This window comes from Enterococcus sp. DIV1758, assembly GCF_051711985.1.
Taxonomy (GTDB): Bacteria; Bacillota; Bacilli; order Lactobacillales; family Enterococcaceae; genus Enterococcus; species Enterococcus faecalis.
Genome location: NZ_JBIOOA010000001.1, coordinates 1,509,357 through 1,523,297, shown reverse-complemented (window position 1 = coordinate 1,523,297; position 13,941 = coordinate 1,509,357). Strand labels below are relative to the sequence as shown.

The 13,941-nt window shown below is 35.8% G+C and carries 13 protein-coding genes; 11 read left to right on the top strand and 2 right to left on the bottom strand.

What is annotated here, in order from left to right; all coding sequences use genetic code 11:
* Window positions 1-105 precede the first annotated feature (105 nt).
* A complete protein-coding gene (gene ccpA, locus IGJ52_RS07500; protein ID WP_002357319.1) occupies window positions 106-1,107 on the top strand; it encodes a catabolite control protein A in 1,002 nt (333 codons plus the stop codon).
* 103 nt (window positions 1,108-1,210) lie between these two features.
* On the opposite strand, the gene IGJ52_RS07495 is transcribed toward ccpA, so the two are convergent.
* Window positions 1,211-1,495, bottom strand: coding sequence for a hypothetical protein (locus IGJ52_RS07495; protein WP_174121744.1), 285 nt, complete (start codon window positions 1,493-1,495; stop codon window positions 1,211-1,213).
* 160 nt (window positions 1,496-1,655) lie between these two features.
* On the opposite strand from IGJ52_RS07495, the gene IGJ52_RS07490 reads away from it, so the two are divergent.
* Together IGJ52_RS07490 and IGJ52_RS07485 are read left to right on the top strand one after the other, a co-directional pair.
* The gene (locus tag IGJ52_RS07490; protein WP_002420131.1) at window positions 1,656-2,348 is read left to right on the top strand and encodes an ABC transporter ATP-binding protein; all 693 of its coding nucleotides are present in this window, start codon (window positions 1,656-1,658) and stop codon (window positions 2,346-2,348) included.
* Complete coding sequence (locus IGJ52_RS07485; RefSeq protein ID WP_002420132.1) at window positions 2,341-3,441, top strand: ABC transporter permease; 1,101 nt, start codon at window positions 2,341-2,343, stop codon at window positions 3,439-3,441. The genes IGJ52_RS07490 and IGJ52_RS07485 overlap by 8 nt, the downstream gene beginning before the upstream one ends.
* Window positions 3,442-3,626: 185 nt before the next feature.
* Here IGJ52_RS07485 and IGJ52_RS07480 read toward each other — a convergent pair whose 3' ends face one another.
* The gene (locus IGJ52_RS07480) at window positions 3,627-6,032 is read right to left on the bottom strand and encodes a transglycosylase domain-containing protein (protein ID WP_438792003.1); all 2,406 of its coding nucleotides are present in this window, start codon (window positions 6,030-6,032) and stop codon (window positions 3,627-3,629) included.
* Window positions 6,033-6,216: 184 nt separating this feature from the next.
* Between IGJ52_RS07480 and tyrS the strand changes: the two genes are divergently transcribed.
* From tyrS to IGJ52_RS07440, 8 genes are all read left to right on the top strand, one after another.
* Complete coding sequence (gene tyrS, locus IGJ52_RS07475) at window positions 6,217-7,479, top strand: tyrosine--tRNA ligase (RefSeq protein WP_002357324.1); 1,263 nt, start codon at window positions 6,217-6,219, stop codon at window positions 7,477-7,479.
* Between the two features lie 4 nt (window positions 7,480-7,483).
* Window positions 7,484-7,663, top strand: coding sequence for a hypothetical protein (locus tag IGJ52_RS07470; RefSeq protein ID WP_002365741.1), 180 nt, complete (start codon window positions 7,484-7,486; stop codon window positions 7,661-7,663).
* The gene (locus IGJ52_RS07465) at window positions 7,660-8,322 is read left to right on the top strand and encodes a YdeI/OmpD-associated family protein (protein ID WP_438792002.1); all 663 of its coding nucleotides are present in this window, start codon (window positions 7,660-7,662) and stop codon (window positions 8,320-8,322) included. Before IGJ52_RS07470 ends, IGJ52_RS07465 begins: the two co-directional genes overlap by 4 nt.
* Complete coding sequence (locus IGJ52_RS07460; protein WP_024041789.1) at window positions 8,322-8,789, top strand: DUF1801 domain-containing protein; 468 nt, start codon at window positions 8,322-8,324, stop codon at window positions 8,787-8,789. Before IGJ52_RS07465 ends, IGJ52_RS07460 begins: the two co-directional genes overlap by 1 nt.
* Before the next feature lie 10 nt (window positions 8,790-8,799).
* A complete protein-coding gene (locus tag IGJ52_RS07455) occupies window positions 8,800-9,693 on the top strand; it encodes a deoxyribonuclease IV (protein ID WP_104843976.1) in 894 nt (297 codons plus the stop codon).
* Between the two features lie 193 nt (window positions 9,694-9,886).
* Window positions 9,887-10,105, top strand: a complete 219-nt coding sequence (locus tag IGJ52_RS07450; RefSeq protein ID WP_002357397.1) for a YneF family protein — start codon at window positions 9,887-9,889, stop codon at window positions 10,103-10,105.
* A 196-nt stretch (window positions 10,106-10,301) separates the two neighbouring features.
* Window positions 10,302-12,053, top strand: a complete 1,752-nt coding sequence (locus IGJ52_RS07445; protein WP_033601003.1) for an ABC transporter ATP-binding protein — start codon at window positions 10,302-10,304, stop codon at window positions 12,051-12,053.
* Window positions 12,053-13,837: an ABC transporter ATP-binding protein gene (locus IGJ52_RS07440; RefSeq protein WP_010816558.1), complete on the top strand. Its 1,785-nt coding sequence runs from the start codon at window positions 12,053-12,055 to the stop codon at window positions 13,835-13,837. Before IGJ52_RS07445 ends, IGJ52_RS07440 begins: the two co-directional genes overlap by 1 nt.
* The last annotated feature ends 104 nt before the right edge of the window (window positions 13,838-13,941 follow it).

Genomic DNA, 13,941 nt, shown 5'->3' with positions numbered 1-13,941 from the left:
AAACGGTTGCAAAAATAGAAGAATTTTGATATTCTAGGCTAGGAAAGAAATGTAAACAGTGTTTTCAGAAAATGAGAACAAATTCATATTTATAGGAGAAGAAACATGGAAAAACAAACAATTACAATTTATGATGTTGCTAGAGAGGCAAATGTATCTATGGCTACTGTTTCTCGTGTTGTCAATGGTAATCCCAATGTAAAACCAGCAACGCGTAAAAAAGTCTTAGAAGTGATTGATCGCTTAGATTACCGTCCTAACGCAGTCGCACGTGGTTTAGCAAGTAAAAAAACGACAACAGTGGGTGTCATTATTCCAGATGTTAGTAATGCATTTTTTGCTTCATTAGCACGTGGCATTGACGACGTGGCTACAATGTATAAATATAATATCATTTTAGCTAATTCAGATGGAGACGATCAAAAAGAAGTTACTGTATTAAACAATTTACTTGCCAAGCAAGTAGATGGGATTATCTTTATGGGTCATCGCATTACAGATGATATTCGTGGTGAATTTTCACGTTCAAAAACACCTGTTGTCTTAGCAGGTTCAATTGATCCAGACGAACAAGTTGGTAGCGTTAATATTGATTACACAGAAGCAACGAAAGATGCAACAGCGACTCTAGCGAAAAATGGGAACAAAAAAATTGCTTTTGTTAGTGGTGCATTAATCGATCCAATTAATGGTCAAAACCGAATGAAAGGCTACAAAGAAGCCTTAGCGGAAAATGGCTTGTCTTATAATGAAGGCTTAGTTTTTGAATCTGAATATAAATTTAAAGCAGGGATTAATTTGGCTGAGCGTGTCCGTAATAGTGGGGCAACTGCTGCCTTTGTTACAGATGATGAGCTAGCGATTGGTTTATTAGATGGGATGCTAGATGCTGGTGTGAAAGTTCCAGAAGAATTTGAAATCATTACAAGCAATAACTCATTGCTTACAGAAGTCTCTCGTCCACGTCTATCAAGTATTACACAACCTTTATATGATATCGGTGCCGTGTCAATGCGTTTATTAACAAAACTAATGAACAAAGAAGAAATTGAAGAAAAAACAGTTGTTTTACCTTATGGAATTGATCAAAAAGGTTCAACAAAATAAGAGAAAATTCTACTAGAAATGCAAAAAAGTACAAGAAGAAATCATGAAAATGATTTCTTCTTGTACTTTTTTATTTGCTTAATATCTTTTTAGTTTAAATTTGTTACCAAGTTCTATAAGAGAATACCCAATAATGTTTGTAATGACCTGGAAAATGCCAGGTCTTTGGACGACGAGCATAGTAACTTCTATTGTAGCCTCTAGGGTATCTTAATGTTTTATAATGCACATTAATCAGGCCGCTCCATCCTGTTCTATACTCCCATTGATCAGCAGTATGAGGGACATTTTCATAGTACGCAGCATCCGCTTCATTAGGAGATATAACACTTGAAATAAAAAAACTAGTCAAAAGAGAGAACGTACCAACAATTACCTTTTTCTTCATAATTCATCTACTCCTTTAAATATATATTGAATAATTCCTTATTCAATACATATTTTATCATATATCATTTCAAAAATTAAGTAAAAATTAAAAATATTTTAATTTCATTGGAAACAAATGATTTTTATGGTATCTTTAGATTAAAAAAAGAGGTGTTTCTATGAAGGTAAAAGAATTAACTGTCGAGTATGGTAATAGAACAATTATAGAAAATTTATCTATGCAAGCTGAATTTGGTGAAATAATTGGCTTAGTTGCTCCTAATGGAACTGGAAAAACCACGTTTTTTAAAGCTATATCTGGTTTAATCCCTAGAAAAAATGGAAATATTAGTTTAAATAAGATTGATTACAATAGTAGAGGTGCAACGTATTTAAAAGAACTATTTTTTCTTGAAAGTAGTAAAAATTTATATGATTATTTGACGCCGAAAGAACATCTTGAATATATTAAAGCCGCTTGGAAAAGTAATAGCGATATAGAGCATATTTTTGAACAATTAAAGATGAAAGAATATCAAAATAGAACAATAAAAAAATTATCGCTCGGAATGAAACAACATGTATTATTAGCGATGTATTTAGCAAGTGATGCAACAATACTTTTGTTAGATGAACCTTTTAATGGCTTGGATCCTACTAGTGTTAGTTTATTCATAATGTGCTTAAAAGAAATAGTTTCTAAAGATAAAATAGTTATTTTATCTTCTCATGATTTGTATAATGTTGAACACACATGTACACGTATTTTATTTATGAAAAATAAAAAGTTGGTTGAGAATGATCAACGTAACCTTTCTTTACGTGAACAATATGATAACTTATATTTAAGAGGAGAAGAGAGAAATGCTTAAGATAGAAACGATAAAAATATTGAAAGAGAAGAGTCTGTGGTTTGTGTTTGTAGCCTTTATTTTAATGTTAATTTATCCGTTACTAGCTCAACCCCAACAACTTTCTTTTAAAGAAATGCAATATGAAAACCGAATCAAAAATAACGAACAAGCGAAAGAAAAAATGAAAAATGAACCTGCAGCAAAAGAAACTTTAAATGAGATAGAAGATGAAAGTGAGCAATTAAGGAAAGCAATTAATGCCATCAAAATTGGTGATGAATGGGCTTTATTAGAAGCTGAGAAAAAATTGGAAGAAAGTAATTTAAACGCAATGTTAAAAGGAACGTTGTACAGTATACCAATTATTGAGCAACAAAAAAGAGTCAAAGAATTGCAATATTTATCTGAAAACAGGATCAAACAAGTGGATTCTTCTGAAGTTGCTAAAATGCCTGCTTTGAATTACCTAGGTTTTCTTTTATCGATGGATTTTCCATATACATTATTATTAATTATCCCTAGTTTAATGATTATAGCGCTCGCAACTTTAGAAAAAAGAAAAAATACTGTTTCTTTATGGAACGGCCTTCCCTTAAAACTATGGAAAAAATATTCTATTAAAATAAGTAGTATTTTGTTTACAGTCGGATTGGTTTCTTATCTGTCAATCTTTCTTTCTGTAATCAGTGCATTTTTCAAAAATGGTCTGGGAAACCCTGATTATCCAGTCGCGATTATTGAAAAGGGACAAAGTGTTACAATCATTTCTCTTTCTAACTATTTGTCGAGAAGCCTAATTATGTTTGGTATGCTGTTATTAGCATTGACAGTATTCAGTTTCTTGCTTTCACTGTTTACTGGAAATTTGATTGTTCATAGCTTGCTAATTGTTGGTGTGGTATTATCTTCAGGATTTAGCATGCTTTCCAATAAATTTTTCTTTACATCTTATATGAATTTTCCCAAAATTATTAATGGAGGAAATGGGTATGAGCCGATGGATGAGATAGGTCTCACATTTGATTTTTCTTTAAAGATGATAGTTGTCTATGTATTAATAAGTTTAATAGTATCTGCTATTGTTTTGAGAAACAGAAAGGGATTATTTTAGTTAAAATAGGTTGATTGCTGCATATTATTTCATTAAATGTAGGAGCTATTTTTGAATAGCTCGAGCTAGTATCGATGGTAAAGAATAAGAGAAACAATAAAAGTAGAGACGTAATTCATCAATTGATGGATTACGTCTCTACTTTTTTACATAATTTTGGTTACAAGCTTAACTTACCAAATTCTTTAGTTGTTCTTTTTATTATCGTTGTTTTTATTGTTGTTGTTATTATTTGTAGTGGCACGTGGAGCAAGATTTCCCCAGTAAGAAGCGTAATTGCTGTCTGTTCCACCGATCCCAAATTTATAGGTACTTTGTGGTGCACCATCTTTGGCATAGTATGAAGTCGTTGTTTTGCCAGGTGTATTGAACTTGGCACCATTATAGGTAATTGAGCCAGGTTTTTCACCAGTAAATTCAGAAACTTTTGATTTAATAACACTTGGGTCTAATTCAAATTTTTGACCAATGCCAAACAATTCTGGATTCGCATAGTACAGCGCGTTGGCTAAGTTCGCCATATAATTCCCATTATTGTCGCCGCTGGTCATCGTCATTGGCGCTGGTAGATCATGTCCTGCCCAAGAACTTAGTGTCACAGTTGGGGTAGAGACAATCAGCCATGAATCTTTATAGTCATCAGTTGTCCCAGTTTTTCCGACCCAATCAGCACTAGCTAAATGAGGATTCAAGCCAGCTAACGTTGGTTTGAATTTTGTTGTATTCGCAGAATCCACCACTGAGCGCAACAAGTCATTCATAATAGAAGCGGTCGCCGGTGAATAAACTTGCGTTCCTTCATCTTTGTGTTCGTAGACTACATGTCCGCTATTGTCTGTAATTTTTTCAATCATGTAGGCTTTTTGATATTTACCTTTGTTAGCAAGTGCTTGGAAACCGTTTGTTTGAGTTACAACATTTGTTTCTACTGGACCCAATGGCGCAGATTCGTAAGCCCAAGCATCTGAAGCTGGATAGTTCATTTTACTTAAGTAGTGATTGTAAGAAAAATTATCATCACCTTTTTTCTTTTTCAATTCTTCATTTACATGATACACAGGGATGTTAAAAGACCAGTTTAACGCATTTCGAACGGTTACAAATTGATTTAAATCCACAGTTGTTGAGTTAGCAAAAGGAGTACCATCTGAATAAGTAGTCGTGTAGTTGGCCAAACGACTTTCAGAACCAATGATTCCTTGATCAATCGCAGGACCATAGACAGAAATTGGTTTAATCGTAGAACCAACTTGACGATCGGCATTAAAGGCATGGTTGTTTTGATTAATATCGAAGTTTCTGCCGCCGATAAAACCGAGGATACGACCAGTAGCGTTATCCATTAAAATATTCCCAGTTTCAATCATTGTATTCCCATTGACATCTGCAGTTCCATCATCAAGCAAATAACCATAATTTGCGACAGCGGTTTGCATCGTGTTGTAAATATTCTGATCAATGGTCGATTGGATTGTATAGCCTTGTGACTGGATTTCGCGACGTGCTTGTTCTTCATATTGATCTAAACCAACTTGATCTAAATCATCACGATTAACTTTAGCTTTTTTCATATCTAAATCCATGACAATCTCAACTGCTTTATCTAACACCGTATAGTATAGATAGCCTTCTGTATTGACATTGGCCTGTTCAGTTGGTAAAAAGTCTTTTTTCAAGTCGTAAGCTTTGGCTTCTTCATATTCCTTTTGCGAAATAGCTTTTTCTCGGTACATACTGAAAAGAACAAAATCTTTTCTCTTCATTCCTAAAGACAAATCGTCTTTCAAGGCACCAGTGTTAGTATAGGGCGTGTAAACAATGGGACTTTGGGGAAGTCCTGCGATAAAGGCCGCTTGAGGAAGATTCAAGTCCTTGGCACTTTTACCAAAGAGTCCTTTGGCTGCTTCTTCCACGCCTGCAATATTTTCACCTTTGTTATTACGACCAAAAGGGGAGACATTTAGATAAGTTGTCACGATTTCGTCCTTAGAAAAGTATTTTTCAATGCGTAAAGCTAATAAAATTTCGTTGGCTTTCCGTTTAAAAGTCGTTTCGTCAGTTAAAATCTGTTGCTTGACCAATTGCTGAGTCAATGTTGAACCACCAGAAGAACCGCCGATACCTGTTGCATCAGAAATCAACGCTCGAACTAGCGCTTTTGGTACTACCCCATGATGTTCTTCAAAATATTCATCTTCTGTTGAAATAATGGCTTTTTTTAGCAATGGAGACATTTGATCGCCATTAATTCGTGTCCGAATTAAATCTGATTTGATGTTAGCAATCGGAGTACCATCTGTGTAAGTCATTTTTGACACTTCGGTAATATCACTGATTTCTTTTTGCAATTCTTCCTTCGTTGGGGGCTGTGTATCTTCAACTAGAAAAGCAAAATAGCCCATTCCGATACCTAAGCCAAGAGAGCCACCTAAGACAATCAGAATAACCCCAAAAACAACTAATGACTGAAAAACGCGAATAATGACATTTAAAATAAGTAAAAAGACATTGCCGCCAGAAGAGGTCTTTGGTTTTTGCTTATTGTTACTTGAATTATTTTTCAAAAGCTTCACCTCAATAAAATGATACATTCTGTGTTATTATAGCAAAAAAAAGCTTCTATGAATAGTTTCTACACCAATTGCCATTTTTTGTTGAAAAAACTTAAGAGAAAATAGGTAAATCTCATTTTTTGACTTTTCAAGTGTGACAGAATCGGTTACTATGAATAGGGGAATTTGATCTATTATTATGTTTTACTATAGGAGGAAAATCATGAATTCAGCTTTTTTTGAAGAATTAAAAGCCCGTGGGTTGGTCTACCAAGTCACAGATGAAGAAGCCTTACAAAAACAATTAAATGAAGAATCTGTTAAATTATATATCGGCTTTGATCCAACGGCAGACAGTTTACACATCGGGCATCTACTGCCAATTCTTATGTTACGTCGTTTCCAACAAAATGGTCATGTGCCTATTGCTTTAGTTGGTGGCGGAACAGGCATGATTGGTGATCCATCATTCAAAGATGCAGAACGTAGTTTAAACACACTTGATACAGTGAAAGCTTGGTCTGAAAGTATTAAGGGCCAGTTGTCACGTTTTATCGATTTTGAAGATGAAAAAAATCCAGCGATTCTAGCAAATAACTATGATTGGCTTGGAGAACTTTCGTTAATTGATTTCTTACGTGATGTTGGAAAAAACTTTACAATTAACTATATGATGAGTAAAGAAAGCGTGAAACGCCGAATCGAAACAGGAATTTCTTATACTGAATTTGCGTATCAATTATTACAAGCATATGATTTCTTGAAATTGTACGAAACAGAAGGTTGTTTATTGCAATTAGGCGGCAGTGATCAATGGGGAAACATTACTTCAGGGATTGAATTATTACGCCGAGAACAAGAAGTTCAAGGATTTGGCTTAACTATGCCTTTAATTACAAAAGCAGATGGTACCAAATTTGGTAAAACAGAAGGAAACGCAGTTTGGCTAGATGCGGAAAAAACTTCGCCATATGAATTTTATCAATTCTGGATTAACACAGATGATCGTGATGTCGTGAAATTCTTGAAATACTTTACTTTCTTAACATTGGATGAAATTGCAACAATTGAAGAAGAATTTACAGCGAACCCAGGGCAACGTGCTGCGCAAAAAGCGTTAGCCAAAGAAGTGACTACTTTAGTCCACGGTGAAGCAGCCTATCATCAAGCGGTTAAAATTTCAGAAGCTTTATTCAGCGGGGATATCCAAAGCTTAACAGCAGAAGAAATTAAACAAGGCTTTAAAGATGTACCAACGTACGAGGTGCAACCAGAGGATCAATTAAGTTTAGTTGACTTATTAGTTACCTCAAAAATAGAACCATCCAAACGTCAAGCCCGTGAAGATGTACAAAATGGAGCGATTTACGTCAATGGAGAACGTCGACAAGATTTAGCAGCTGAATTGACAGAAACTGATAAAATCGAAGGACAATTTACTGTGATTCGTCGCGGGAAGAAAAAATATTTCTTGTTAAAATACTAAAAAAATGAAAGCTTGGGACGAAGGTCGTTTAGACAACAGGTTCCAAGCTTTCGCTTTTAAAAAAGATAAATTGGGATTAATTCTGTTACAAAAAACTCTTTTTTACTATTGGGCATATTCAATTACAGATAACTTGTGCTATGCTAGAATAAAAAGTGCAGTCGCTATAAGGAGTAGGTTATGAAATCAATTGTCGAAAAGTTAAACTTAACGAAGTATCAGCACCCAGTTATTTTAAATAGACCACAGGCAGAGTATCTATCTGAATTTGCTTCAGACGCGCAGCAATTACCCTCAGAACCAGTTGAGCTGATTTTTGCATTTGTGAAAACGATGGCGGAATTTCAAGAGATTGTTTCAATGGTGATTGAAGGTCAACATTTAGTAGAAAATGGGTTGTTATATGTGGCTTATCCGAAAAAAGGCAATAAAATCTATCCAACCTTTGTCCACCGAGATGAAATTTTTCCAACATTACAAGTAAACGAGGCAGATGGGTATATTAAAGGCTCAACCTTAAAATTTAATCGCATGGTTAGTTTAGATGAGACTTTTACGGTTGTCGGCATGAAGAATGTTCTTAAAAAGCCAGCGAAGAATCAGACCAGTTCTGCTGTTGGGGATTATGTTCAATATTTACCAGAAATTGAAGCGTTGGTACAAACAGAACCAGCTGCTGCAGCGACATTCGCTGCATTAACGCCTGGTTATCAAAAAGAGTGGGCGCGGTATGTATTTAGTGCAAAGCGAGCGGAGACACGGAAAAAGCGGCAAACTGAAATGTTAGTCATTTTAAAAGAAGGCTATAAAACCAAAGCGCTTTATCAGCAAAGGAAGAAATAATGGCGCAGTCAATTGAAACAGTTACAGCATACATCGAAACAGTTGAACCAAACTGGCGAATTGCTTATCAGCAAGTATTAGATGTCGTTTCGCAAAATTTGCCAGCAGGGTTTGAATTAACAATGCAATATGGCATGCCAACCTTTGTTGTGCCGCTTTCAGTATTTCCAGAAGGCTATCTTAACCGCGTGGATGAACCGTTACCATTTATCAGCTTAGGCGCTACTAAAAGGCAAGTAGCTTTATATCACATGGGATTAATGGGAAATGAAGCCGTCCGAAGTTGGTTTCAAGAAGCCTATCAGGAACAAGTGTCAACAAAGCTAAACATGGGGAAAAGTTGTCTTCGCTTCACTAATCCTAAGCGAATACCCTATGAACTAATTGGCGAATTAGTAACAAAAATCACGCTTGAAGAATGGCTGCAACAGTATCAACACTACCAAAAGAAAAAGAAGAATTATTAGGAGGAACCACATGTTATTAGGATCACACGTTAGTATGAGTGGCAAGAAAATGCTATTAGGCTCTGCCGAGGAAGCGGCTAGTTATGGCTCAACAACCTTTATGATTTATACAGGTGCGCCACAAAACACGCGCCGGAAACCGATTGAAGAAATGAATATTGAAGCTGGGCAAGCGTTTATGAAGGAACACAATTTAAGTAATATCGTCGTTCATGCCCCGTATATTATTAATTTAGGCAATACAATCAAAACGGAAAATTTCGGTTTTGCCGTAGACTTTTTGCGACAAGAAATTGAGCGAGCACAAGCGTTGGGAGCAACGCAAATCACGTTACACCCAGGTGCGCATGTTGGTGCAGGTCCAGAAGCCGGCATCAAACAAATTGTTAAAGGTCTAAATGAAGTCTTGTGGAAAGAGCAAATCCCTCAAATCGCTTTAGAAACAATGGCTGGTAAAGGAACCGAAATCGGCCGTACGTTTGATGAACTAGCTGCAATTATTGACGGAGTTACGCTAAATGATAAACTTTCTGTCACTCTGGATACTTGCCACATTAATGATGCAGGTTATAATGTAAAAGATGATTTTAATGGCGTATTAGTTGAATTTGATAAAATTATCGGATTGGATCGTTTAAAAGTTATTCATGTGAATGATTCTAAAAATCCTATGGGCTCACATAAAGATCGTCATGCCAATATTGGTTTTGGCACTATTGGTTTTGAAGCTTTAAACGGTGTGGTTCACCATGAAAAATTAACTGCTTTACCAAAAATTTTAGAAACACCTTATGTCGGAGAAGACAAAAAAAATAAAAAGGCCCCTTACGGCTTTGAAATTGCGATGTTAAAAAATCAAACATTTGATCCAGAATTATTAGAAAAAATTCAAGGACAAAACTAAAGCAACAATCGCTCTTAAAGGTCCTATTGACATTTAAGAGCGTATATTTTTGACTTTTAATCACTATTTTGCAAAAAAATCAGACTTTTTTCATTATTTAAGAGAAATCCCGCAAAAAGAACTTTTCTTTTTTTGCTATTTCTAGTAAAATAATTCATTGAGAGCAAAACTATACGGAGAGGAGAGAGTTTCAATGGCAACAGGTTGGGTAGTATTAATCGCAGTAATCGCTTTATTAGTAGGCGCTGCAGGGGGCTTTTTCCTTGCACGCAAATATATGCAAGATTATTTCAAAAAAAATCCTCCCGTTAATGAGGATATGTTACGCATGATGATGGCATCAATGGGTCAAAAACCGTCAGAGAAAAAGGTTAGACAAATGATGCAACAAATGAAAAACCAAGGAAAATAGTAAAGGTTATTCAGGTAATCATGAATAAGTGTAAAAACGGGCTGATTTTCAGTCCGTTTTTTTGTTGTTTTGCGGGAGAATAGGATAATCTAGGAGGAAAAGAGCGAAACGTTTAATCAAAAACAACAATAACGAAGAAACCTTCTAGCTCGAAAGTAGTCTTCGTAGAACAACAAAGTAAAGGAGGGACAACTGAATGTCCATATTCAAAAAATTAGGCTGGTTTTTTAAGCAAGAGAAAAAAAGTTATATTATTGGGGTTTTCTCATTAATGATGGTCGCTCTTGTTCAATTAGTCCCGCCCAAAGTTATTGGCGTCGTTGTAGATGAAATCGTTAACAAAGAAATTCGCTTAACGAAAATTATCGTATGGGTTGCACTCTTGATTGGTGCTGGGCTTGCCCAATATCTTTTTCGCTATATTTGGCGGATGCATATTTGGGGGAGTGCCGCTCGTTTGGAAAAAGAGCTACGGACTCAATTATTTCATCATTTCACAAAAATGGATAGCATCTTTTATCAGAAATATCGGACAGGTGACTTGATGGCGCATGCAACCAATGATTTAAATGCCATCCAAAATGTGGCTGGAGCTGGGATTTTAACATTTGCTGACTCTGTGATTACGGGAGGAACAACGATTATCGCAATGGTTCTATTTGTCGATTGGCGCTTAACATTAATTGCTTTATTACCGCTGCCTTTATTAGCGGTCACCTCACGAGTTCTAGGTTCTAAGTTGCATGATGCCTTTCGAGATTCACAAGCTGCTTTTTCAGCGATTAATGATAAAACACAAGAAAGTATTACTGGAATTAAAGTCATTAAAACATTTGGGCAAGAACAAGAAGATCTTGCTGATTTTACAGAGAAAATTGATGATGCTATCGTCAAAAATAAACGAACGAACTTTTTAGATGCACTATTTGATCCGTTTATTACGCTGATTATTGGTGTTTCTTATGTTTTGACAATTATTATTGGTGGTCGTTTCATCATGGAAGGAACGATTAGTTTAGGTCAGTTGGTCTCTTTCATTGCCTATATTGGGATGCTAGTTTGGCCAATGTTTGCGATTGGGCGCTTATTTAATGTGTTAGAACGTGGGAATGCTAGTTACGATCGTGTGAACGAATTATTACATGAAAAAACGCATATTATCGAACGAAAAGATGCCATCAAAACAATGGCCCAAGGGACAATTTCAATGAAGATTGATTCTTTTTCTTATCCAAAAGAAGAGACGGTGGCGTTGGAAAATATCCAATTTTCGTTGCAAGAAGGAGAAACCTTGGGGATTGTTGGCAAAACAGGCGCTGGAAAAACCACTATTTTGAAATTGTTGATGCGTGAATATGACCAATACCAAGGAACGATTTTCTTTGGAAAACATAACATTAAAAATTACACATTAGATGCATTGATGGGTGCAATGGGGTACGTGCCACAGGACCATTTTCTCTTTTCCATGACGGTACGAGATAACATTCGTTTTGCTAAACCACACTTGGAACAAGCAGCAGTTGAACAAGCGGCAGCATTAGCATTTATTAACCAAGAAATTAAAGCATTCCCTGAAGGCTATGACACAATGGTTGGGGAACGTGGCGTTTCGCTTTCTGGCGGACAAAAACAACGGATTTCTATTGCACGGGCCTTGATTGTTGAACCAGAATTGTTAATTTTAGACGATGCCTTATCTGCAGTCGATGCGAAGACTGAAGAGGCGATTTTATCAAATCTAAAAGAAACGCGCCAAGAAAAAACCACTATCATTACAGCGCATCGTTTAAGTAGTGTCATGCATGCCAAAGAAATCTTAGTGTTGGATGAAGGGAAAATTATTGAACGGGGGACGCATCAAGAGTTACTGGCTCAGAAGGGTTGGTATCAGCGGATGTGGGAAAAACAGCAATTAGAAGCGAAAATTGAAGGGAGTGAGAGTTAATGGAAGAAAAGTATCAATCCGAATGGTCCAGAGAGTTACCGCTGAAAGAACAATTAACGATTGTTCAGCGTTTGTTTCGTTTTGCCAAACCGTTTCGACGCATGTTTTACACAGCTATTCTCTTTGCATTTGGCTTATCAATTATCAATATTCTTTTGCCTAGAGTCATTCAAGTTTTTATGGATAATTATTTAACGCCTAAAACTGCTACAATGCAAGTGATTCTAACTTTTGCTGCTATTTATTTTTTTGGTGTCATTGTCAAAAGTATTGTTTGGTTTTTCCAATGGTATTTGTATTCGATGGCTTCTTTAAAAACGTATCAATATATACGAGTGAAATTATTTGAAAAATTACACACTTTAGGTATGCGTTATTTTGATCAAACACCAGCGGGTTCGACGGTGTCTCGTGTTACAAATGACACAGAAACATTGTTTGAATTCTGGTATGTATTCCTAATGGTGATTACAGGAATTTTTGCCGTAATCTCGTCATTTTTTGCAATGTTTCAACTCAGTCCAAAAATTTCATTTTATTGTCTAATTTTCTTGCCAATTTTATTAGTTGTAATTTGGTATTACCAAAAATTTAGTTCAAAATTATATCGCAGTATGCGGGAAAAATTAAGTCAATTAAACACCAAACTAAATGAATACATCTCTGGTATGCAAATCATTCAACAATTTCGCCAAGAAAAGCGTTTGGAAAAAGAATTTGAGGAAACCAATGATGATTATTTAAAAACACGAGTAGCAATGATTCGTATGAATTCATTATTATTAAGTCCCATCATTAATTTGTTGTATACATTGGCGATTGCATTGGCCTTAACTATGTTTGGCATCGATGCTTTACATTCACCTGTTGAAGCGGGGATGATTTATGCTTTTGTAACGTATGTCCAAGCTTTTTTTAATCCGATGACACAAATGATGGACTTCCTAAGTATCTTTACAGATGGGATTGTCGCAGGTAGCCGTATTTTAAAAATTATGGATACGGAAGAATTAACGCCGCAACAATCAGTAGGAGCGAATGGGGAAATTATTCGCGGGAAAATTGAATTTCGCAATGTTACTTTTTCTTATGACGGCAAAAACGAAGTATTGAAAAATATTAGCTTTGTCGCAAATCCCGGGGAAACCGTCGCTTTAGTCGGTCATACAGGAAGTGGTAAAAGTTCAATTATTAATGTACTCATGCGTTTCTATGAATTTTATGAAGGGCAGATTTTAATTGATGATCGTGACATTCGTGATTTTCCCATGACAGAATTACGGGAAAAGATGGGCTTGGTATTACAGGACGCTTTCATGTTTTATGGAGATATTGCTGGAAATATCCGTTTACTGAATCCCAATATTACAGATGAACAAATTAAACAGGCAGCGGAATTTGTTCAGGCGGATAAATTTATTCACACGTTACCCAATACCTATCATGCGAAAGTCATTGAACGAGGAGCGAGTTATTCTAGCGGACAACGTCAATTAATTTCGTTTGCACGAACGATTGTGACTGATCCCAAAATTTTAGTTTTAGATGAAGCAACCGCTAATATTGATACAGAAACAGAAGGATTGATTCAAGAAGGATTAGCCAAAATGCGTCAAGGGAGAACGACAATTGCGATTGCGCATCGCCTTTCGACGATTCGTGACGCAAACTTGATTTTAGTTTTAGACAAAGGGCAGATTGTAGAACGAGGAACGCACGAAACGTTACTGGCAGAAGGTGGCCTTTATGCGGATATGTATCAGTTACAAAGTACGGAAGTTTAACGTAACAACTGAAAGAGTTAAATAACCTAAACAAAGGCATTTAGTGTTAGGAAATTCCTAATTCTAGGTGTCTTTGTAGCTCTTTAAATTGCAAAAAAGAATAG

Coding starts and splice junctions, on each gene's coding strand:
- IGJ52_RS07495 (WP_174121744.1), bottom strand. CDS start 1,495: ATGAAGAAAAAGGTAATTGTTGGTACGTTCTCTCTTTTGACTAGTTTT.
- IGJ52_RS07485 (WP_002420132.1), top strand. CDS start 2,341: ATGCTTAAGATAGAAACGATAAAAATATTGAAAGAGAAGAGTCTGTGG.
- IGJ52_RS07450 (WP_002357397.1), top strand. CDS start 9,887: ATGGCAACAGGTTGGGTAGTATTAATCGCAGTAATCGCTTTATTAGTA.
- IGJ52_RS07480 (WP_438792003.1), bottom strand. CDS start 6,032: ATGTATCATTTTATTGAGGTGAAGCTTTTGAAAAATAATTCAAGTAAC.
- tyrS (WP_002357324.1), top strand. CDS start 6,217: ATGAATTCAGCTTTTTTTGAAGAATTAAAAGCCCGTGGGTTGGTCTAC.
- IGJ52_RS07455 (WP_104843976.1), top strand. CDS start 8,800: ATGTTATTAGGATCACACGTTAGTATGAGTGGCAAGAAAATGCTATTA.
- IGJ52_RS07440 (WP_010816558.1), top strand. CDS start 12,053: ATGGAAGAAAAGTATCAATCCGAATGGTCCAGAGAGTTACCGCTGAAA.
- ccpA (WP_002357319.1), top strand. CDS start 106: ATGGAAAAACAAACAATTACAATTTATGATGTTGCTAGAGAGGCAAAT.
- IGJ52_RS07490 (WP_002420131.1), top strand. CDS start 1,656: ATGAAGGTAAAAGAATTAACTGTCGAGTATGGTAATAGAACAATTATA.
- IGJ52_RS07465 (WP_438792002.1), top strand. CDS start 7,660: ATGAAATCAATTGTCGAAAAGTTAAACTTAACGAAGTATCAGCACCCA.
- IGJ52_RS07445 (WP_033601003.1), top strand. CDS start 10,302: ATGTCCATATTCAAAAAATTAGGCTGGTTTTTTAAGCAAGAGAAAAAA.
- IGJ52_RS07460 (WP_024041789.1), top strand. CDS start 8,322: ATGGCGCAGTCAATTGAAACAGTTACAGCATACATCGAAACAGTTGAA.
- IGJ52_RS07470 (WP_002365741.1), top strand. CDS start 7,484: ATGAAAGCTTGGGACGAAGGTCGTTTAGACAACAGGTTCCAAGCTTTC.